Annotated in this window: 18 protein-coding genes; 6 read left to right on the top strand and 12 right to left on the bottom strand. The window is 36.8% G+C overall.

All coding sequences use genetic code 11. The features are described from left to right. Nucleotides 1-19: 19 nt before the first annotated feature. Nucleotides 20-1900 carry a discoidin domain-containing protein gene (locus GM552_RS07410; protein WP_155565889.1) on the bottom strand — a complete coding sequence of 627 codons (1881 nt, stop codon included), beginning with the start codon at nt 1898-1900 and terminating at the stop codon, nt 20-22. 188 nt (nt 1901-2088) lie between these two features. Next, entirely contained in the window at nt 2089-3039 is a 951-nt protein-coding gene (locus GM552_RS07405; RefSeq protein ID WP_155565888.1) for a hypothetical protein, read from the bottom strand. A 145-nt stretch (nt 3040-3184) separates the two neighbouring features. On the opposite strand from GM552_RS07405, the gene GM552_RS07400 reads away from it, so the two are divergent. Continuing rightward, the gene (locus tag GM552_RS07400; protein WP_155565887.1) at nt 3185-4921 is read left to right on the top strand and encodes a glycosyltransferase family 2 protein; all 1737 of its coding nucleotides are present in this window, start codon (nt 3185-3187) and stop codon (nt 4919-4921) included. 560 nt (nt 4922-5481) lie between these two features. Here the strand turns inward: GM552_RS07400 and cobM are convergent. From cobM to cbiE, 3 genes are read right to left on the bottom strand one after another with little or no spacing between them, the layout of a single operon-like run. Continuing rightward, on the bottom strand, nt 5482-6237 hold the full coding sequence (gene cobM, locus GM552_RS07395) for a precorrin-4 C(11)-methyltransferase (RefSeq protein ID WP_155565886.1): 756 nt from the start codon (nt 6235-6237) through the stop codon (nt 5482-5484). Beyond that, nucleotides 6234-6671, bottom strand: a complete 438-nt coding sequence (locus GM552_RS07390) for a cobalamin biosynthesis protein (protein WP_155565885.1) — start codon at nt 6669-6671, stop codon at nt 6234-6236. The genes cobM and GM552_RS07390 overlap by 4 nt, the downstream gene beginning before the upstream one ends. Beyond that, a complete protein-coding gene (gene cbiE / locus GM552_RS07385; protein ID WP_155565884.1) occupies nt 6616-7821 on the bottom strand; it encodes a precorrin-6y C5,15-methyltransferase (decarboxylating) subunit CbiE in 1206 nt (401 codons plus the stop codon). Before cbiE ends, GM552_RS07390 begins: the two co-directional genes overlap by 56 nt. Before the next feature lie 118 nt (nt 7822-7939). Between cbiE and GM552_RS07380 the strand changes: the two genes are divergently transcribed. Beyond that, nucleotides 7940-8704 (top strand): cobalt-precorrin-6A reductase, encoded by a 765-nt coding sequence (locus tag GM552_RS07380; RefSeq protein WP_155565883.1) that lies wholly within the window; start codon nt 7940-7942, stop codon nt 8702-8704. Nucleotide 8705: 1 nt separating this feature from the next. Here the strand turns inward: GM552_RS07380 and cobJ are convergent, their stop codons facing one another. From cobJ to cobW, 6 genes are read right to left on the bottom strand one after another with little or no spacing between them, the layout of a single operon-like run. Further along, on the bottom strand, nt 8706-9470 hold the full coding sequence (gene cobJ / locus GM552_RS07375; RefSeq protein ID WP_155565882.1) for a precorrin-3B C(17)-methyltransferase: 765 nt from the start codon (nt 9468-9470) through the stop codon (nt 8706-8708). A gap of 1 nt (nt 9471) precedes the next feature. Beyond that, entirely contained in the window at nt 9472-10191 is a 720-nt protein-coding gene (gene cobI / locus GM552_RS07370; protein ID WP_155565881.1) for a precorrin-2 C(20)-methyltransferase, read from the bottom strand. Nucleotide 10192: 1 nt separating this feature from the next. Then, on the bottom strand, nt 10193-10828 hold the full coding sequence (locus GM552_RS07365; RefSeq protein WP_155565880.1) for a precorrin-8X methylmutase: 636 nt from the start codon (nt 10826-10828) through the stop codon (nt 10193-10195). An 11-nt stretch (nt 10829-10839) separates the two neighbouring features. Next, complete coding sequence (locus GM552_RS07360; protein WP_155565879.1) at nt 10840-12030, bottom strand: hypothetical protein; 1191 nt, start codon at nt 12028-12030, stop codon at nt 10840-10842. Next, complete coding sequence (gene cobN, locus GM552_RS07355; RefSeq protein ID WP_155565878.1) at nt 12023-15373, bottom strand: cobaltochelatase subunit CobN; 3351 nt, start codon at nt 15371-15373, stop codon at nt 12023-12025. The genes GM552_RS07360 and cobN overlap by 8 nt, the downstream gene beginning before the upstream one ends. Nucleotides 15374-15375: 2 nt before the next feature. Continuing rightward, entirely contained in the window at nt 15376-16416 is a 1041-nt protein-coding gene (cobW, locus tag GM552_RS07350) for a cobalamin biosynthesis protein CobW (RefSeq protein WP_155565877.1), read from the bottom strand. Between the two features lie 152 nt (nt 16417-16568). Here cobW and GM552_RS07345 point away from each other — a divergent pair, with 152 nt between their 5' ends. Next, nucleotides 16569-17282 carry a nucleoside/nucleotide kinase family protein gene (locus GM552_RS07345; protein ID WP_155565876.1) on the top strand — a complete coding sequence of 238 codons (714 nt, stop codon included), beginning with the start codon at nt 16569-16571 and terminating at the stop codon, nt 17280-17282. Between the two features lie 157 nt (nt 17283-17439). On the opposite strand, the gene GM552_RS07340 is transcribed toward GM552_RS07345, so the two are convergent. Beyond that, nucleotides 17440-18375 (bottom strand): 2-hydroxyacid dehydrogenase, encoded by a 936-nt coding sequence (locus tag GM552_RS07340; protein WP_155565875.1) that lies wholly within the window; start codon nt 18373-18375, stop codon nt 17440-17442. Between the two features lie 98 nt (nt 18376-18473). Between GM552_RS07340 and cobU the strand changes: the two genes are divergently transcribed. Genes cobU through GM552_RS07325 form a run of 3 tightly spaced genes read left to right on the top strand, consistent with a single transcriptional unit; the run spans nt 18474 to nt 21059 of the window. Next, nucleotides 18474-18974 (top strand): bifunctional adenosylcobinamide kinase/adenosylcobinamide-phosphate guanylyltransferase, encoded by a 501-nt coding sequence (gene cobU, locus GM552_RS07335; RefSeq protein ID WP_155565874.1) that lies wholly within the window; start codon nt 18474-18476, stop codon nt 18972-18974. A 19-nt stretch (nt 18975-18993) separates the two neighbouring features. Then, nucleotides 18994-19599: a cob(I)yrinic acid a,c-diamide adenosyltransferase gene (cobO, locus tag GM552_RS07330; protein ID WP_155565873.1), complete on the top strand. Its 606-nt coding sequence runs from the start codon at nt 18994-18996 to the stop codon at nt 19597-19599. 14 nt (nt 19600-19613) lie between these two features. Further along, the gene (locus GM552_RS07325; RefSeq protein ID WP_196424878.1) at nt 19614-21059 is read left to right on the top strand and encodes a cobyric acid synthase; all 1446 of its coding nucleotides are present in this window, start codon (nt 19614-19616) and stop codon (nt 21057-21059) included. The last annotated feature ends 91 nt before the right edge of the window (nt 21060-21150 follow it).

Raw genomic sequence — 21150 nt, 5'->3', positions numbered from 1 at the left:
ATAAAATTATATATAAATGTTAAAAAATTGACATTTCAACTTCAATTAAATTGTTTGAAATAATTGGGGTACCAATACATTGGCAATTAAGAAAATAGTAATCTATTTTATTTTCATTTTCTTCCTTTAAATCCCAATTTCTTACAAAATAATTATGAGGCCCTTCAATATTTGTATGTTCTACAAAACGTTCAAATAATTTTTGATAATGATGATAGTTATTCATCTTATTTTTATCGATTGAGATTTTTATTGATTTATTCTTTTGCTGTGATGATAAATACAAATATCCCTCCAATTCGGAAATATTAGAAACCAAAGTTTTTTTCTGGGCATCAAAGGAGAGACAAAAATAGCGTAAAATATTACAGGTATTTTTTTTCTCGATGAGAAAAAGGGATAAATCAACAAGGTGATTTGTATTTTCAAAAAATAAGTGTGCAGGTCCTGTTTCTGGATCTTCTGAATCTGTGAAGGACTGACCTATATCTAAATAAAATCTTTGTCGTTCCACTGGATAATTATTATAGTTCCAGTGAAAATCTAAAGCCGATTTTTTTTTATCCAGTTTCCATTTTTCAGTCAGTGGCAATGTCTGTATTCTGGATTTAATGGCTTGCAAAAAATCATTAAGGATGATTGAAGCTTGTAATTTGTTAGGCAATCTTTCTTTTTTTTCTAGTCCAATTAATTGTCTTCCCCATGATGTACAAACAGCCAAGGTTGTTGATGCATAACAATCTCTCGGAAACCATTTAATGGATGAAATATGATCTGGTAATTGTGATCCTATAGATAAAATTTCCTTGATTTCTATTAAATAGTTAGGTTTTGTCCATAACATAAAACAGATATGAGTATAATATCCAGAGCCGAACTGGTTGAAAATGGAAATAGGAATGACTTCTTCAAGTGCAACGAAAAAATGAGAGGATAAAAAAGGTGCCAAGTTTTTTATCTCTTCAACTTTTTCAAGAATTAAAAACCAATCCTTTTTATGGGCAAATAATCCTTCGATTTGGGTTGCTGAAATACGGGTAAGTCCGATTTCATTAATGATATGTTCTTTTAATTGGGGAAGAGATTTATAGTGATGCCACATCCAAGTTCCATGATTAGTAGTGATTTCAGCGTCAAGATCAACATCATAATCGTAAGATCTTTGTGAGGCAATTGGAGTTAAAGCTTTTTGATTCAATTGATTTAGTATGGAGGATATTGTAAGGTGCCTTACAAAAAGACTATTTGAAGCCATTGTACAAAAGTAGTCAAAAACAAGATTATTTTTTGCGTAATCCAACGTTTCAAGATGTCCTAATAATAGAGTATTTCCCCATTTGTGTCTTTTAAACCCTCCATTAATGATGATAATACGGTCACTAATTGTTAAAGCAGCCTTAGGAATGGGTCTATTATGTGGAAAATTTAATATTAAAATAACATTTTCTGGTGTAAAAAAAAGAAAGTTATTAATATATAACATTAAATAATCATCAGATTCATTGAATAATGTACTAATAACTACCCTGCTATTAGCTGCCTCTTTTTTTGTTTTTTTTATAAAAGAGGAGATATTTATTATTTCTTCATTATTGTCGATGTGGTTATTGTCCAGTGTTATTTCCAATTTATCTAAATTGCCTTTAGAATTTAATTGAAATTTAATATACTGTGCTTGAACCTTTTTACTTAAATGAATATCAAATTCGGTTGGATTATCCCAATGATGACTGGGTTGTGTATAATAACATACCCAATCCTGGTTATTGTTAGATAAGAATATTGAAAATAAAGGTATACTGATATCATTGTTATTAAAGTTTTTGATATGAAGTGTATCAATTGTATTTTCTTTTCCTAAGTCAAAAACTTTAGAAGGAAACCATATTTTTTGCATCATTATTTTTAATGTCTTTAATTGTTAAACTGATGTAGAAATCTTATGAAAATTTAATATTTTGAACATATATGAAGATTTATATTTCGATACATTAACCTTAATTGATATTAAATAAAAGTTATATCAAAAAAAATAATTAATGATCATAAACAAATTCACTGTTGATTTAATGATAGATTGTAATCTAATTACAAATTAGAAATAAACTTTCTGACAGGATCACAAATATTTCTATTAATTCTTTTAACCCCATATAAATGGTTTTTATCATAAATTTGCCAAATATAATTGCCATCATTAAGGTATTCTTTTTTTTGAAGGAAATCTGTATCTTTATTTAGGAGAGATAGAACCGTTTTAATATTAATTTTGTAATTACCTTTTTTAAACAGTTTATTATTTAAGATTTTTTTTAATTTATTCTTAATGAATGGATTAAGAAATTTGTTATTGTCTATTTTTGTAAATTTACTCCATAGTATCCTATCAAAATCATGAACTTCTGAAAAAATATAGGGTAATCCATTGGGTTGATATCCTATGCAATGAGCTAGCGTTGAAAAAAATATTTCTTCTTTAGTGTAGTGATAGTTAGTATCCAGCAAATCGTGTTTGTTAATAAGGGTTATAATTTCGAATAAAACATCTGTTTCATAAAAGGATCCTTCTATTTGTGATGCAAAGATAGCGCCTGAATTAAAAGAGTTAACAAAGTTAGTGAAAATCTTATCCTGTAAAACCATATGTGCAGGCCACCAATAAGATCCGGGTAAAACCAATCTTAAATTATAGGCAGATTTTGTGGTAGAAACGTAATCTTCAACTTCATTGGAAATAAGCATATCATTTGATGCATGAAATACGATAATGCCTCTCTCTTTCATATTTTTAATATACTCAATATTGGCAATATGCCCTGCTATTACATTTCCCCATGATGTGTCAGTTTGGTTATTATTGATAATAACATTTTTGATTTTTAAATTTTTTATTTTTTCATTTAAATTATTTGTTGTTATTTTCGAAATTTTGGAAATATGTATGATTATGATGCAGTTAGAATAAAATTTGTTTAAATTATCAATTTGATTAATGATTACATCAATATTTTCATGAACGAGCAAAGAAACATAAATCATTACTATATTAACCCTAATAATGTGTTTAAAAAATATAAAAACAATAAATTTTTATATTGAGCTTAAAATTATTCTTATAAGAAAGTAAATTGATTTTTGATATTTTTTTAAATAATTATGATTTAAAAAGAAAGGAACAATTTTAATGGAAAAGCACATATTACATAATTTTTCTTGGGGCGTAGAAACTCCATATGTTGCAGAAAATGAAATTTTTTTCAGATGCCCAAAAGATATTGTTATACAGGATGGTAATATTTATATTGATGCTTTTTCACATGTGTCTTTTAACACTTATTATAATATCTTTCCTTCCAAACAATATGTTAAGTATACGAATATTAAAGATTTAAATGTTGGGGTGGTTGTAAAAGGTAAAGCAAAGATAGAAGTATATGGGATTAAACAAGAATTGGCACATTCCTATGAAGTTAACTTACTATCGCATTATTTTACTAATGAAGTGAATTTAACAATTGAAAACTGGTCAAAATATGATGCTGTTTATTGTCGATTGGCTTCATGTGAAGATGTTGTTGTTTTGAAAAAAATATTTTTTTATACCAAAGATGAACCGACACAGGATGTAAAATTAGGATGTTGTTTTTGTACATATAATAGAGAAAATTATATAATAAAAAATGTTAAGAAAATTCATGAAGGTATTGTTAATTCACAAATAAATAGTTTAATTTTTATTTCTAATAATGGAAAAAAAATAAATATAAAAAATAATGATATTATTCATTTGGAAAATAGCGATAATTATGGTGGGGCGGGCGGTTTTACAAGAGCTGCATTAATGGCCTCTGAGATGGGCTGTACTCATATTATATTCATGGATGATGATATCGAGTTAAATTTTGAGTCCGTATTTAGAACTTATGCTTTTTATAGTTTTATAGCCAGTAAATATAAGAATATTTTTCTTTCTGGTTCCATGTTTTCTTTAGATGAAAAATGGTTGCAATATGAAAGAAATACAATCATTGACAATTATGGCATGCATCATCAGGGTCATTGTCAAGACCTGCGTTTGTATGGGGAAATTTTACAAAACGCGACTTGTGGATTGGTCAATGGTGTTGCTGGTTGGTGGTTTTGTGCATTTTCAACCCAGCATTTAAAAGATTATGGAATGCCGTTGCCAATTTTTATCCGTGGTGATGATATCGAATTTTCTCGACGTTGTAATGCTAAAATATTGTCATTGCCTGGAATTTGTGTTTGGCATGAGCCTTTTTACAAAAAATACTCTGAAATTATGGAAGATTACTATCTCCTGCGTAATGTATTGATTTTTTCATTTTCTACGCCTCAAAATTTAATCGAATTTGGCATGCGTTTTTTTCGTAACAAATTCATTAGAAATATTACGACTTGGAATTATGTAGCCTTAAAAATGAATATGATGGCTGTTGAGGATTTCATTTCAGGTAGATATGAAGCAAATCCATATGAAAATCATCAAAGAATTGTCAATGTTTATAATTCTGTTAAAAAGAAAAGTAGTGTTGAAGGGTTTGTTTATTATGAAAATCAGTATACGCATATCAGGTTAAGAAAAAAGATTTTGTTATTTTTATTGAATTTTATTCTTTCACCTTCTGAACAAGGTGTTTCACAAAAAGGATTTAATCGTAGACCTTCTGATTTTATAAGAAAACGTGAAGTAATTGTATATGATTTTCATAAACAATGTGGTGAGAAACATTTTTTTGAGAGAAAACATTTAATTTTTTATATTACATTTTTTATTAAAAATTATTTATGTATCTTTTTGCGACAAAGTAAGTTTAGGGAACAAATGCTGCAATTTAGAAAAAAAACAACCACTAAAGAATATTGGAATACTTTATTGAAAAGAAAGGTAAAAATTTAGAATTAAATTTTATATCAAGTTAATTTCAAGAATAGGTAAAGATAAATTTTATATATTTTTTTTACCTAATTCTTAATAATTAATTAAAATAATTTTGACATGTGTTAAGGTTATTAGTCGTGTCTTGTTTATGTTATGCATTTTGATTAAGTGTTTTAGGATCGAAGGTGTTTAACTCAATTTTTCGTAAAGTATTGTATGGGAATGTGATCCAACGGAATATGTTGTTAGTTTGAGATAACATTAAATATTTTATTATTATGAATTTTTTTAGTTCCTGAATATGGTTTTAGGGGTAATATGAATCCAGATTGCTGGGTTAAATCTTGCAATTTCTTGTCACAAATTACTTTTGTATGAAAATAGGTTTGTATTTTAAAATTTTTTAAATGCATTTACTGTTCACAACAACTGGAATTAATGTTGGCAATGGTAAGAGATATGTTTTAAAAAATGATTTCATTCTGTATGAATTGTTTTTTTATAATTACACGTGATAAAAATCAAAGGACTGAAAAATGATCGAAAAAGGTTTTAATATTTATTGAATAGAATAAATATTATTGATTTTTAAAACGACGTTGATAGTTAACATTATATAGGGCACTTTCCATATGGTTTTTACTACCCATAGCAGGACCAACCATAATTAACGCAGTACGTTGGATTGGATTGGCGTTTATTTTTTTTAAAATAGTGGCCAATGTTCCTTGTATAATTTTTTCATTTGGCCAGCTTACATGCGCAGCGATGACGATTGGACAATTTTCTCCATAAAAAGGAACCAAACGCTGAACAATTTCTTCAATACGATGAATGGCGAGATGAATAATCAGTGTAGTGCCAGTTTGTGCATAGGTTTCTAATTTTTCTTTTTCTGGCATTACTGATGCACGTCCAGAAATGCGTGTTAAAACAATGGATTGTGCTATTGTTGGAATAGTCAATTCTTTTTTTATGATTGCAGCAGCGGCTGCAAAAGCGGGTACACCGGGTGTAAGTGTATAGGGAATGGCGTGTTTTTCAAGTCGGCGGATTTGTTCAGCAACAGCACTATAAACAGAGAGATCCCCTGAATGTAAACGGGCGACATCTTTTCCCGCTTGATTTGCCTTTACAAATTCAGCTTCAATCTGATCCAAATTTAATGGGGCCGAATCAATTAATTGTGTATCAAAAGAGCAAAATTTCAGAATATCTTTAGGAATAATAGATCCGGCGTAAAGACATACTGGACATTGTTCCAAAAGCTTTTTCCCACGTAATGTTATAAGGTCAGCAGCCCCTGGGCCTGCCCCGATAAAATGGACGGTCATGGTGTTGAGGATCCTTTATAGGCTAAAGATAAGGTAATTCCTTTATAGATCATCTTTCGTATCAGTAAATGATCTTTTTTGTGCATAATGGCTAAAAGACAGGCTTCTGAAACAGCACCAAAACCGGTTAGTTCATAAATTCTGTTTGAATAAGATTGACATTGGGACTGAAGATTTTTGAGCGTGTCCAATGCAATGAATTGAATGGGTAGTTTATAATGATGTTGCAGGATTAGATAAGTGCTATCTTTTTGTTTAAAAGCAGGCGCAGCAATTAAATAAATAGAAGCCCGATAGTTTCGTTTAATTTCTTGCAGTGTACAATATATATGTTTGGCATTTGTTTTTTTTTGACTGCCCAGACCAATTAATAAAGTGTCAGGGGAGGCGCGTGACGCAATATTGGGTAATGGTACGGTCGGGTCTGAAACCATGGTAATTCCCTAAAGATTCATAATGCTGGATTTGAAGGCGGCTGATTGTTCCGCCCAATTGTTGTTGAGTTTGAAAAAGAATTTGATCGCTTTCGGTCGTTACGGAATTAATAACCAGCCGTCCATAAGGATGAAGGTTTCTCCATACAGTTTTTAAAAGATCAGGTGCTGTTAATCCACCTCCGATAAAAACGGCATCAGGACGTGGCAGTTTATCTAAAACTTCGGGGGCCTTGCCTTCAATGATTTTCAGGGAGGGGACACCCAGACTATATGCGTTTTCCCTTGCTCTTACAGCCCGATCATGACGTGATTCAATGGCAATGGCCTTACAGCCGGGATGGGTTAACATCCATTCGATGGCAATGGAACCGGATCCCGTGCCAATATCCCATAACAAAGCGCCAGGAAAAGGTTGCAATGCTGATAAAGTTGCCGTGCGGATATATTGCTTTGTTAATTGACCATCATGTCGAAAATAGGAATCTTTTCGTCCATGGCAATAGGGAAGCCCTTCAAACCGGTCTAATTCAAGGGCAATCATGTTTAAAGGGTCAATTGTTCCGGGCAGGGATTCTTTTAATAAAAAAGAACGTATCCGTTCCCGCGGTCCACCAAGTGCTTCAAGAATATAAAATAATTTATATGGGATTTGCCATTTTTCCAGATATGCCTTGACGTTATGAGGTGTTGATTCATTTTCGGATAAAATAAGTGTTTTACGACCCGGTATTAAGGCTGGGCGCAAGGTTTCCAACGAGCGACCACATAAGGAGATTGTCTCAATGGTTTGTCCTGACCAACCTAACCGGTTGCAGGCAAGGCTATAGGATGAAAGGGTTGGAAAACTTTGCCAATCATTGATAGCCAAGGTTTGAACGGCTAAAGGACCAATCCCATACCAGAACGGGTCACCTGATGCAAGAATTGCAACTGATTCAGGTTTAAGGTTATTGATTTTGTTTATGGATTCTTGAATGGGCGACGACCATATTTCTGTTTGACCTTGAATAAGGGTGTTTGCAAGTCTCAAATGACGCTTACCACCGAAAACGTAGGATGCGTTTTTTAGACATTTACGAGCCTGATCGGAAAGGGAGTTGATACCATCTTCGCCAATACCAATAATGCTAAGAAAAGGGTAAGTCATATTATTTACAAAAATCACTTATTAATTCTATCAGGTAACGGAAATGAATTATAGCTGGGGTAATTGAAAAAATCATGTAATCTATTTATGTAATGACAAATTTTTATAGGTATCTTTAGTGGGACAAAAAAGAAAAAAGGTTTTGCTTTTAGGTGGCACCAGTGAGGCTTCCCAATTAATACACTGTCTGCAAAATAATGATTCCATAGAAGTTATTTTTTCTCTAGCGGGTGTGACAAAAAATCCTGTATTACCCGAAAATGTGATATCACGTGTGGGTGGGTTTGGTGGTGTCACCGGATTGATAATGTGGTTAAAGAATAATCAAATAGATTTCCTAATTGATGCAACACATCCTTTTGCCCTACAGATGACTAATAATGCCTGGAAGGCAGCGAAGATTTGCAGAATTCCCTTTTTGAATTTGCAACGTCCGGCATGGAAGAAGCGGGATGGTGATCATTGGCATGAGGTAAATTCAATTCCTGAAGCTGTAAAGGTTTTGGGTCATAGAACGTTAAGGGTATTTTTAACTATCGGTCGTAAAGATATATTATTATTTAAAGAGAATATTATCCAGCATCATTATTGGATAAGAAGTGTTGATAAGCCTGATGATACGGTTTTGCCAAGTCATGCCGAGGTCATTGCTGCCAGAGGGCCTTTTGATGTGCAAAGCGAATATGATTTTTTAAAACAATACCATATTGAATGTATTGTTACGAAAAACTCCGGTGGTCAGACTGTTTGTGCGAAAATTGATGCGGCAAGAAAATTGTCAATTCCTGTGATCATGATTCAAAGACCTGTTATGCCCCAACTTCCTTCTGTTTCAACTATGGATAAGGCTTATCAATGGTTGATGAGTCATCTTCAGGGATAATTTATTCGGTTATAATCGAACGAGATGTGTAGAACCAGGGACGTATATTTTCCCGTGACTGGGGAATTAATTGACTATAACGGCTGCCAATCAAGACCAGGGTTTGCATATTTCCCATGGAACCTTTGGCATCGCCCAGGGTGGTTAGGTGAATATGTTCGTTTTTTCGGGAAATTGCCTGACAAAAAGCCACTGGAATATAGGGAGGTAAAATTTCCTTCAATAATTCAAAAGCTTTATCAAGTTGCCATGGTCTCGCTTTGGAAACGGCATTATAAAGGGCTATGACAAAATCAGCCTGAGCCGCAAGCCTTAAACGGTGCAGGATAAGTTTCCAAGGTTTCAGGTTATCGGAAAGGGAAATGGCGCAAAAATCATGACCTAAAGGCGCCCCTAGTCTTGCAGCAGCCGCAAACATGGCGGAAATTCCTGGTAAGACAGTTATTTCAATCTCTTTCCATATTGGTTTTCCATGATCAATGGTTTCAAAAATAGCACTGGCCATGGCAAAAACGCCGGCATCTCCTGAAGAGACAACCCCAACCTTATAGCCTTTTCCGGCAAGTGTTAACGCATGTTCGGCACGATCGAGTTCTTCGCGATTATCTGATTTATGTTTTCGTAAAGATGGTCTATCAGGGATGCGATCAAGGTAAGGACCATAGCCAATCAGGTCTGTTAAGGTTGGCAAAATTTTTGATGCTTCAATCGTCAGTAAATCAGGATCTCCAGGACCAAGGCCTATGATGTATAGATGTCCCGTCATCTCAATTCTCCTTACCGGCGATAAGGATCAGTGAAAAATAGGGAGCTTTTTCATCCTGCATTTGTGATAATGGCAAGATACGTTCCTGGTTTTGGGTGCCACGTTCAATATAGGTTGCTTGTTCAAGCAAATGGGTCTGCTTTAAAGCGGTTTTAACCTTTGCAAGATTGCGGCCAATTTTCATGATGACGATGGATTCACACTGGTTCAATTTTACCAAAAGTTTGTCGAGGGGTAAAGTCGCGGACAAAATGGTTAAGGTTTGATCATTGCGAACAATCGGTAAATGTAATCGGCTCCAGCAACCATTCATTGCCATAACGCCTGGAATGGTCTCTATGGTATATTGTTCTTGTAATCTTTCCAATATATAAATTGCAGATCCATACAATAATGGATCGCCTTCACATAACAATCCTATATCTTGTCCTTCATCGAGTTTTTTTTGAATCTTAGAGGCACAGTGATCATAAAATGTTTCTAACGTTTCTTTATATTCAGGAGCATAATGAGGGATTTCTGTAGTCAAGGGGTATTCAAAACGTAATTCTGTTAAATCATGGATAAGGAATGGTGTGGCAATTTGACGTGCATGACCCATTTCACCTTTTTTACAGAAATAAGCGATAAAAGAAAGAGAATTTAGAATGCGTCCGGCTTTTTTTGTCACCAATTCAGGATCGCCCGGTCCCATACCCAATATAAATAATGTGCCTTTCATTTTATATTTCCTGTTTTTGGGCCAAAGCGTTCAATGCGGCAACACCCATGGCGCTTCCACCCTGTCTGCCCGTTATGATCATATATGGAATTTTTCCCCATTCTTGCAATGCCAGTTTTGATTCAGCCGCACCCACAAAACCTACAGGGACACCGATAATTGCTGCAGGCTGGGGGATTTTCTTCTGGTCTAATAAATTGATCAAATGAAACAAGGCTGTTGGTGCATTACCAATGACCACAACCGCCTGTTTCAGGGTGTCCCCCCATAAATGGATGGCAGCAGCTGAACGTGTGTTTTTTATATCTTGGGCAATCTTGACTGTATCGGGATGGTTCAGGGTGCAAATAATTTTATTATTGGCGGGCAGTCTATGTCGAGTAATTCCATGAGCAACCATTTCTGAATCACAAAAAATCATGGAACCCATGAACAGGGCCTGTTCACTTTTTTCAATAAAATCGGGACTGAATACGATATTTTTTGTTATTTCGATCCGTCCACATGCATGGATAACCCTGACGGCAATTCTGGCTTCATCTTCTGTAAAATTAGATAGGTCAGCTTCTTTGCGAATGGTTGCGAAGGAATTTTGATAAATAATCTTGCCATCATGGATATAGTCATAAAGAGGCATGAATGTTTTTCCTATTTCATTTCAGAATATGTAATGAGTTTAGCGCTGATTTCTTCCAAGTCTAGATTTTTGTAAAGGCTTTCATCATTTGCCCTGCCGTGTAATATAAAATTATATCCCTTGGGGGTTGCACATAGGGTTAAAGGATTTTTCAGGGGAGATGCGCATCCTTTTGCACAGCCAGATATATGCAGTGTCTGTAGTTTGGAATGCCAGAAGCGTATAAGTTTTTTAACATCTTTCATCACGGGTTGCATTCCCTGAAGACAATAGGGTTTACCCGGACATAAGATGATATTTAAACGAGGATCCTGTTTATCGGTAATAAATGATTTCAAATGGGTATGAGCTGCGTTTGAACAATAGGGCAGTATAATTGTCCGATCGGGGGTGAGCTGCAGGGTGGAATTTCCATATTGATCAGAGATGTCTGCCAGTAGACTTAAATCTTGACTATGGAGCAATCCAAAGGGAATGCCGAGATGATAACCATGTGAAAATTGACCAATTGAAAGTTTTTCAATTGAAGTTGGATAGGTATAGAATTGTTTGGAGCATGAATTTTCCTTTATAAATTGATCAGCATAGTCTTGATGAAGCAGGCGGAAATAATTGTGTTTATGGCAAAATTGCAAAATCTGTTTAAGCAGTTTGGCACAATTATCCAAGTTACAGGGTATTACCTGTTTTGCATGACCTAATTGCAAAATCCATTGGTCATGATGGATACGTAGATTAATATCGGCATGATGACGGGTTAAGGGGAATAACCCGCCCCCGTCAATAACGAAACTGAATTTGCCAGTCAGAAATTTTACAGTCTCATTTTCAATGATTTCATGTTGTATACACTGGGCATAGCGTATGGTATCTTGGTGGCAAGAAGGGTCGATACCGGCCAAGGGTGAAATAAGAATATTGCGTTTACCTTCTTCCAATGCATCGGGACTGCATAGATTCTCATTTTTGGCTAAAGGCATGAATTGTTGGATATGTTCCCGGGTAAACCCCCGTAGTTGCAGATTGGCCTTTTGTGATAAATTAATAAAGCCATTTCCCAAATCAGATGCTGATCTTGCAATAAAACGGGCCTGTCGACTGGTTAATTTTGCAAAAGAAGGCTTAACTCGACATAACCATCCATCTCCTGTCACCATAGGATGATAAAGCGATGGACACCATCCCCGACGTATATTATTCATCGCTTTCTTCCAGTTTCATGAAAACGCTGTTTGATTTTGGATGCCACAAGCCACGTTTAAGGGATTCATTGAAGCGATTTTGAATGGATTTTTTTGCCGCTGGATTAGAATTTTGTAAAAATCGGTTAACAGTATCATTTCCAAGCGTTGCTGCAAAGACGAGTTCAAACTGTTGATCAAAACAATGGGAAAGCGTTGCTGAAAAACTGAAAAGTGCATCGACAGAACGGGCTATTTCCGCGGCTCCACGATAGGAATGATTCATCATTGCCTTTATCCACATGGGATTGGCAACACGTCCACGCACTATACGGTTGACTTCCTCAACCAATAAACGGATTTTTGGATTTTCTGCTTTTGAAGTGTCACCGTGATATAAGTTGGGTGTATTGTCAAAGAGTTTTGCAGCTGCCGCAAAACCACCTTCATGGGCAGCGTAGTCAGCGCTATCCAGAAGGTCAATTTCGGCATGGTCTTGACTGTGAAAAAAAGCCTGTGTTGTTTTTAAACGTTCTGAAAGCCCTTGTCTATCGTAAATGCCATCTTGCCCGTTTCCATAACTATATGCTGAATTTTCCAGCCATTTTTCGCCCAGTTCCGCTTGTTCACGCCAATTTCCAGTATTCAAGGCATATTCTATGCCCGTTCCATATGTGCGTTGGGCTGTACCATAAATGCGATTAAGCCGGGAATGATGGCTTCCGGGGGGGGTATTTTGAAAGAGATATGCCAAGTAATTCCAATCTTTATCTTCGGCACGTTGGGCAAGGGTTTTAACCGTTTGATCAAACAATGTGATCTGATCTTCAAACGCATCACGGAAAAATCCTGAAATGCGGAGTGTTACGTCGACGCGCGGTCGGTTCAATTTTGCCAATGGGATGATTTCAATTGAAGTAACACGATTTGAACTTGTATCCCAGATGGGTTTGACCCCCATGAGAATATAGGCCAGAGCCAGGTCCTCACCGCCTGTTCTAAGATTGGTGCTTCCCCATAAATCAATAACAATATGTCGCAGGTGATCACCATTTTCCTGTATAAATTTCAGCAAAAGCTGTCCTGCCATCTTTTCTGCCAGAAGATAGGCAGTACGAGTGGGAATACCACGTGGATCAACCGTATACAGATTACGTCCGGTTGGGAGAACATCCAGTTTTCCTCTTGTGGGTGCCCCAGCAGGGCCAGGCTGAATAAATTCTCCATTCAAAGCGTTTAGGAGAGATTGTTTTTCCTGCTCGGCACATTGGTAAAGATTTGATTCAATCTCTGATATTTTATCGGGGGCATAATGTTTTATTGTTTCTAGAAGATGCTGGAATTGAATTGGAGGTTTACCAAAAATATGTAACCCTTCCCGTATTTGCAAATCCTTGACATCACATAAATAGGCATCCAGATGGTTCAGGGCGACCTCATCGCCGCTTTCCTTGCGGTTGATGCCTGTTTCAGCCAATAAACCGCAGGATTCTGCTTTATCTAGAATAGTCCCGAGAAGAAGTTTGCTGCGTCGATGGTCCAAACCATCAGCTTCAGCATAATCATCGATTAACCGTTCTAGTTCTGCGGCATCGCCGCTAAGGATTGTCTTATTGACAGGAGGCGTTAAATGTCCGATGGTAACAGCACCGAGACGTCTTTTTGCGCAGGCTGCCTCACCTGGATTGTTAACAATAAAGGGATAGATGACGGGTAAGCCACCCAGCAATACAGCAGGGGAACAATGATCGGAAATTGCGGTTGCCTTGCTTGGTAGCCATTCCAGTGTACCATGCGTTCCCAGATGAATGATGGCATCAATGGATTCTTGATGGCGTAACCATAAATAGAAAGCGATATAACCATGGCATGGTGGAATATCTGGATCATGATAAGTGTTTTTATGATTTTTTGAATCAGCTCTTTCAGGCTGGATCGCGCAGATGATATGGCCTAATTGAATATATCGTATGGTAAAATTTTCTTTTTGCAGCGTTTCATCTGTTTCAAATTCTGGCCAGTATGCCAAAACCCTTTCTCTGAATGTCGTCGAAAGTGTGGAAAAATATTGTTTATAATCAGTCAGGGATAAAGTGGCCCTGGTACCTGACTGACATAAAATCTGGATTAAATTTTTACAGTCGGGAATTACGGATCCTGTTTGATATCCATTCTTTTTCAACCATTGTAAAATATGTTCAAGACTGGCAAAGCTGTCCAAACCGACGGCATGTCCTTCTTGTCCGCTGACACCTGGGTAATTTGAAAGAATAATAGCAATTTTCTTGTCATGATTGTTTTTTTTTCTTAAATTAACCCATCCGTTAACACGGTTTGTAACGAGATCTATTCCTTTTTGATAAGGTTCATACCGTGTTTGGTTATTTTTCTCTTTTTTAAATCCTATGGCAGTTGTCGAGATTTTACCGTCAAGTTCAGGTAAAACAACCTGGATGGCAAGATCGGTTTGGGATAGGCCACGAAAACTTTTTTTCCATAAATGTTTACTGTTACTAGGCTGAAGAATTTGCAGGACTGGCACATTAAATGTTCTAAAAAGGGAATGATTATAATCTTGCTGTATAGAAAAATATGTGGCGTTTAAAATTATTGTTGGGTGATTTTGGTAGAGATATTGCCCAACCCAATGGGAAATTTCTGGGTCTTTTAGAGAGGTCAGATAAACAGCCTTGATATTTATGCCTTTTCTGAATAAGGATTGTGCGAGGGAAAGAATAGGTTCGATATTGTTGGCCAGCAAATGAGAGCGGTAAAACAATATTACCGCTAGATTTTGATGGGCATGAAATGGATAAGGTAAGGGATATTCCCCAACCATCGGTAAAATGTGTGGGGTAATTGATTGCCCTATTTTATGGTCAAGATGATGGGCGGCAAGATTTAGGATGTGACTGTAATTTTCTTTTCCACCAGCCAGGAACAGTTCCTTGAATTGATTTAACAGGTTGGCGGGAATAGTGGAAAGATTATCAAAATGGGGATTTTCATAATTTTCGCCAGAAATAATGGCCAGGGGAATGTGACGGGACTGACATAAGTTGTGGATTTCTTCCGTACCATAGCGCCATGCCTCAATTCCTCCTAATAATCTTAAAATTATGAATTTGGACTTACTGATTGTCTGATCCAGATAGAGGTCGACAGACATTGGATGACGAAGACGGTTAAGAGAAACTAGCTGTATTGATGGAGAATTTTCAGGTTGCTGCGCTATGCAACTCGCCATCACATTCAGGTCATTATCGGAAAAGGATAGAAAGACAATATCGGCTGGTTCATGTTGCAAATCTTCAGCCGGTGCCTGTTCATCCAGACTTGTAATTTCTCGAACCAGGATATGCATTATTAAATTTGTGTTTCCAAGGCTGCCTGAATGGCCTTTTGATTGATGCTTTTCTGTCCAATGATGATTAATCGTCCTTGAGGTTTTTCATCTTGATACCATGGACGGTCAAAATGATAACTAAAGCGTTCACCGACCCCGTGTATTTCAAGGCGCATCGGTTTATCGATAACCTGGATATAACCCTTAATGCGTAGTATATCGTGCAGGTTTGTGAGTTGAAGGAGTTTGTTTTCCAAGGCTTTTGGACTCGAGATTGGAGGAATATTGACAACAAAACTTGTAAAGTCATCATGTTCATGATCTTCATCCACACCATCATGATGAGAGGGACGTGTCTGTAAATCATTTTCAGCCCCGGCGTGAATACCCAGGATCACTTCTGGCTCGATTTTTCCGTGTGAAAGAGGCAGAATTTTCACGGCTTTTGGAATTTGTTTTTTAATTTCATCAGTTAGATACCCAAGTTGTTCTGAGGTGATGAGATCCACCTTATTGAGAAGGACAAGATCTGCGGAATTAAGCTGATCTTCAAAAACTTCCTGCAGGGGATTGTCATGATCGAGTGATGGATCAGCCTGACGTTGTTGAGCGATTTTTTCTGGGTCATCCGCGAAACGTCCAGCAATAACAGCGGGGGAATCCACAACAGTAACCACACCATCAACAGTCATTTTGGTTTTGATATCAGGCCAGTTAAACGCCTTGATTAAAGGTTTTGGTAATGCCAGCCCGGATGTCTCTATAATGATGTGTTGAGGTGGAGACGGACGGTTTAATAATGACTCCATTGTTGGCAGAAATTCATCCGCAACTGTGCAGCAGATACATCCATTTGCCAGTTCAACAATATTTTCCTCCTCACATCCTGGAACAGCACATTTTTTTAGGATCTCACCATCAATACCCAGAGAGCCGAATTCGTTAACTATAATGGCTATTCGCTTATTGGCGTTTTTTTTCATGATTGAACGCAATAGGGTTGTTTTTCCTGAACCAAGAAAGCCTGAAATAATGGTTGCCGGGATGCGAGATGGTTGCATAAAAAACCTTTAATCGGAAATTACATAAATTGTTGTGAGAGATTGAATTTACGATTTTTACAAAACCAAGGCAAGAGACGTTTGTTGAAATACAACGTCACGATATATTATTGAATATTATGAGATTCCTTGTTTTAATAGAATAGGTTGAAATGCAGTATAAAAGTGAGACACCATTGGAAGACTTAATCTTGCCTGTTTCTTACATAGAAAGGGCAAAGGCGCTTTGTGCAGAGGGAATGCGTAAAATTTTGGCCATCGCAGGTGCTCCAGGATCGGGAAAGTCAACGGTTGCCCGTCTTTTGCAGCAAGCCTTACCAGACTGTTCGGTTCTTGTTCCGATGGACGGTTTTCATTTGGCAAATAAAGAATTGGAAAGATTGGGTCGTAAAGAACGTAAAGGGGCACCGGATACATTTGATGTGAAAGGCTATCTTGCCTTACTTCAGAGACTGAGAAATCAAAAGCATGATGAAGTCATTTATGCCCCGGAATTTGATCGAACCATTGAAGAGGCAATTGCCGGTTCCATTCCCGTTTTTCCTGAAACAGAGTTGATCATTACCGAGGGTAATTATTTATGTTTGACACAAGGGGACTGGCAAAATCTGGCTGAACTGTTTGACGAGAAATGGTTTGTTATGGCACCTCAACAGGAACGGCAGCAGCGTTTAATCAATCGGCATTGCTATTTCGGTCGTACGCCTAAAGAGGCAAAGACCTGGGTTGAACAAACGGATGAACCGAATGCCCGGTTAATCGAAAATAATCGAACAGAGGTGGAATTGGTGATTGAGTGGATGGATGTGTCCAAGAGAAGTTGGGTGAAAAGGTATGGAGGTGTTGAGAAAAATATTTATTTGTAGAAAATGCCTAGCCAAACTTAAATGCTAACTTGAAAACAATTATGGGAAGAGGGATATCTTTCCTGATCCATTAAAGAACAGGGTCAGGAAAGAGTGAACATTAAATAGAGTTGAGTTACATGTTTTTGTATTTCTTCAATTTTTGAAAAATTGATTTTTAAAAATGCACTTCATCAGGGAGGTTTTCACCTTTAAAAAAACATTCCAGGGAATTTAGGATTTTTGCGCCGATACGTTTTGAGGTTTCATAAGTCGCGCCTGCTGAATGAGGGGTCATGATAACATTTTTTAACAAACGTAAGGTTTCTGGAACATGAGGTTCATGTTCAAAAACATCCAGTCCGGCTCCAGCTATTTTTTTGTTTTTCAGGCAGTCTATCAATGCATTTTCATCAATGATACTGCCGCGTCCGATATTAACGACGAACCCTCTTTCACCAAGTGCCTCAAGGATTTCGCGATTAACAGCGTGTCTGGATGAGGGACCGCCGCTGGCGGCAATTATTAGGATATCTGATATCTTGGCCAATTCGATCAAGGAGGGAATATATTTCCATTTTACTCCAGGACGCTGATGTCTTGCTGTGTAGGCAATTTCATTATCAAATGCATGTAAACGTTGGGCAATGGCCTGACCAATATGACCCATTCCCATGATTCCTATTTTCTTATTGGAAATGGAACTTCCTTGATAAGGATAGTTTCCTTTTTCCCATTCATTTTTGCGTATATATTGGTCACGCAGGGTTATTTGACGGGATACATCCAATAATAATGCGATTGCCATGTCGGCTACGTCCTGAGTTGGTGCATTTGTAGCAATACTTAGTTTGATTTGACGTTCTTTTAATTTCTGCAAGTCAACATTGTCATATCCCACCCCATGGACTGTCACGAGTTTTAGATTGGGAAGTTGATCAAGCATATCTGATGGAGCACCAACAACACCATTTGTAATTACAGCTTCGATTTTTTTGAGAATTTCAGGAGAATCAGGCAATTTATTAAGGCTAATATGATTGGTGAAGTGAGTATTGATTTGTTCCTGGAATTTTTTGCAGACAGGTACTAATTGGAGAATTTGAGGTTTCATAGTTTTTCCTTTTTACAAGGGTTTTAAGCAGGTGATATGTTTACGAATATGGTATATCTTTTTAGAAGAAAGGTATATTTATAAAAAGTAATGGAATCATGATTCATTTTGTATTGGGTGGGGCGAAATCGGGGAAAAGCAGATTTGCCGAAAATCAGGTTATGTTTTATCCGTCACCGTGGATTTATCTTGCAACGGCGCGTTGCATGGATCATGAAATGCAGGAAAAAATTGCCGTTCATCAGAAAAGAAGAGGACAGGGATGGCAAACCATAGAGGAATCCGTCAATCTTGCAGATATTATAAATACGAATAATGTTCATTCAATTCTGGTCGATTGCCTAACCTTATGGTTGACCAATCTATTAATGGATAACCGAAATATAAAAGAGGAGACTGATAAATTTCTTTCCGCATTAACGACATTTCATGGAAATATTATAATTGTCAGTAATGAGGTTGGACAGGGTATTGTTCCAGATAATGCGTTAGCGAGAAAATTTATTAACGAAGCGGGAATTTTACATCAGAAAATGGCAGCCATTGCTCATAAATTTACGATGGTTGTTGCCGGATGTCCCCTGAATATTAAAATTTAGTTGAAACAGGAAAATTGATATGAATGATGATGCGCTTCATCACAAACGAAAAATGCAAAAAAGGCAACAATTGCAAAAAACCATTGTTGCCTCCAAGACAGAAGAAAAAGGGCTGTTGATGGTGCATACCGGAACGGGAAAAGGCAAGTCAACGGCTGCTTTCGGTCTTTTGTTTCGTCATTTGAGTTACGGATTTAAAAGTGTTGTTATTCAATTTATCAAAGCACCTGAGTGGAAAACGGGTGAGCAAAGAATGGTTGAATTTTTTCCTGATTTGCTTGAATGGCATACTTTAGGTAAAGGTTTTACCTGGAACACCCAAGATAAACAAAAGGATATTGAATCCTGTCAGGCGGCCTGGTCGTTGGCGTTGGACTATTTGAACCGTGAAAATATATCGCTGGTTGTCTTGGATGAATTGAATATAGCCCTACGTTACAATTATCTTGACCCTGACCAGATTATAAGGGATTTACAACAGCGCCCCAAAATGCAGCATGTTGTTATAACAGGTCGCAATGCTTCCCAAAAGCTTATTGATGCAGCAGATATGGTCACAGAAATGAAATTAATCAAACATCCATTCAATGCTGGTATCAAGGCACAAAAAGGGATAGAGTACTAATGGCTAAAATCCTGATGTTTCAGGGAACAGGTTCAAGCGTGGGAAAATCGGTTCTGGTTGCTGGAATTGCAAGGGCCCTGACAAATAAAGGATATAATGTCTTACCTTTTAAACCACAGAATATGTCGAACAATGCGGCGGTAACGGTAGACGGGGGTGAGATTGGACGGGCGCAGGCTTTGCAAGCTTTTGCTTGTAGGGTTGATCCTGTTGTTCATATGAATCCGGTTTTGCTTAAGCCGCATAATGTTCAAGGGTCACAGATAGTTGTTCAGGGCAAAATATGGGGGCAGGCATCGGCAAGGGAATATCAGGAAATCAAGCCGCAATTATTGGATTATGTTATTGAAAGCTTTAATTTATTAAAACGGAAAGCAGATATCATATTAATCGAGGGGGCTGGATCCGCCTCTGAAATAAATTTACGGAAAAATGATATTGCCAATATGGGGTTTGCTCAGGCTGTGAAAGCACCTGTTATATTAATTGGGGATATTGATCGCGGTGGTGTTATTGCCAGCTTGATTGGAACGCATAAAATTTTATCGCCAAATGATTTAAAATTGGTTAAAGGGTTTATCGTAAACAAAATGCGTGGGGATCCCTTCCTATTTACGGAAACAATGGAATGGATAAGCCATAAGACAGGGTGGAAAAATTGCGGTTTGTTGCCTTTTTTTGATGAATTGAGAAAATTGCCTGCTGAGGATGCCGCAGACTTAAAAGCAGATAAATCATCATATCAATATGGCAAGTTGCATATTTCTGTTTTATTGTTGCCAAATATTGCAAATTTTGATGATTTTGATCCTCTGAAAAATGAGCCGCATATTCTGCTTGAATTTATTTCTCCGGGATCAGTTGTCCCAGCTTTTACCAAAGTGATAATTATTCCCGGATCGAAAAATACTATTTCAGATTTGAATGCTCTATATCAAACTGGTTGGGATATCGATATAAAGGCGCATGTCAGGAGAGGGGGATATGTTTTTGGAATTTGTGGCGGCTATCAAATGTTGGGACAACAGATTCTCGATCCTTTGGGCATTGAAGAATCGAGTAATGATCGAATAAAGGGGTTGGGTTTTTTTAAAAGTGATACGATTCTGTCCTCAGAAAAAAAATTAGAGGCGGTTACAGGTCATTTGGCTTTAAAAGATATTGACTGCGAAGGCTATGAAATGCATGTAGGGCAGACAAAACATCATGGCACCTACAAGCCTTTTGCCTATTTGGATGATTCTCGGGTTGAGGGAGCCATATCTGACAATGGGCAAGTGATTGGAACCTATCTTCACGGAATTTTTCATTGTGATGAAGTAAGGGATTATTTATTGTCATATTTCGGTTCGTCAGGAGATGGAATATTGTATGAACAACAGCTTGATTCGGTGATGAATAATTGGGCGAATTTCATAAATGATAATATTTTAGTTGACAATTTAATTTCGTTGTTATAACTATTATCGTATAAAAAGAACCTCCTCAAATATTTGAGAAGGTTAAGTATAAAGTTAAGTAGCTAGGTGGTTTGAGAGATTATAATAATCT

It is taken from the genome of Commensalibacter sp. ESL0382, from assembly GCF_009725775.1.
Classification (GTDB): domain Bacteria; phylum Pseudomonadota; class Alphaproteobacteria; order Acetobacterales; family Acetobacteraceae; genus Commensalibacter; species Commensalibacter melissae.
This window is presented reverse-complemented; position numbering and strand designations above follow the sequence as displayed.

Excerpts from the sequence above, each read along its gene's own strand:
- cobW (WP_155565877.1), bottom strand. The coding sequence starts at position 16,416 with ATGCAACCATCTCGCATCCCGGCAACCATTATTTCAGGCTTTCTTGGT.
- GM552_RS07325 (WP_196424878.1), top strand. The coding sequence starts at position 19,614 with ATGTTTCAGGGAACAGGTTCAAGCGTGGGAAAATCGGTTCTGGTTGCT.
- cobU (WP_155565874.1), top strand. The coding sequence starts at position 18,474 with ATGATTCATTTTGTATTGGGTGGGGCGAAATCGGGGAAAAGCAGATTT.
- GM552_RS07410 (WP_155565889.1), bottom strand. The coding sequence starts at position 1,900 with ATGATGCAAAAAATATGGTTTCCTTCTAAAGTTTTTGACTTAGGAAAA.
- cobM (WP_155565886.1), bottom strand. The coding sequence starts at position 6,237 with ATGACCGTCCATTTTATCGGGGCAGGCCCAGGGGCTGCTGACCTTATA.
- GM552_RS07400 (WP_155565887.1), top strand. The coding sequence starts at position 3,185 with ATGGAAAAGCACATATTACATAATTTTTCTTGGGGCGTAGAAACTCCA.
- cobN (WP_155565878.1), bottom strand. The coding sequence starts at position 15,373 with ATGCATATCCTGGTTCGAGAAATTACAAGTCTGGATGAACAGGCACCG.
- GM552_RS07390 (WP_155565885.1), bottom strand. The coding sequence starts at position 6,671 with ATGGTTTCAGACCCGACCGTACCATTACCCAATATTGCGTCACGCGCC.
- GM552_RS07405 (WP_155565888.1), bottom strand. The coding sequence starts at position 3,039 with ATGATTTATGTTTCTTTGCTCGTTCATGAAAATATTGATGTAATCATT.
- cobO (WP_155565873.1), top strand. The coding sequence starts at position 18,994 with ATGAATGATGATGCGCTTCATCACAAACGAAAAATGCAAAAAAGGCAA.
- GM552_RS07360 (WP_155565879.1), bottom strand. The coding sequence starts at position 12,030 with ATGAATAATATACGTCGGGGATGGTGTCCATCGCTTTATCATCCTATG.
- cobI (WP_155565881.1), bottom strand. The coding sequence starts at position 10,191 with ATGAAAGGCACATTATTTATATTGGGTATGGGACCGGGCGATCCTGAA.
- GM552_RS07365 (WP_155565880.1), bottom strand. The coding sequence starts at position 10,828 with ATGCCTCTTTATGACTATATCCATGATGGCAAGATTATTTATCAAAAT.
- GM552_RS07340 (WP_155565875.1), bottom strand. The coding sequence starts at position 18,375 with ATGAAACCTCAAATTCTCCAATTAGTACCTGTCTGCAAAAAATTCCAG.
- cobJ (WP_155565882.1), bottom strand. The coding sequence starts at position 9,470 with ATGACGGGACATCTATACATCATAGGCCTTGGTCCTGGAGATCCTGAT.
- cbiE (WP_155565884.1), bottom strand. The coding sequence starts at position 7,821 with ATGACTTACCCTTTTCTTAGCATTATTGGTATTGGCGAAGATGGTATC.
- GM552_RS07345 (WP_155565876.1), top strand. The coding sequence starts at position 16,569 with ATGCAGTATAAAAGTGAGACACCATTGGAAGACTTAATCTTGCCTGTT.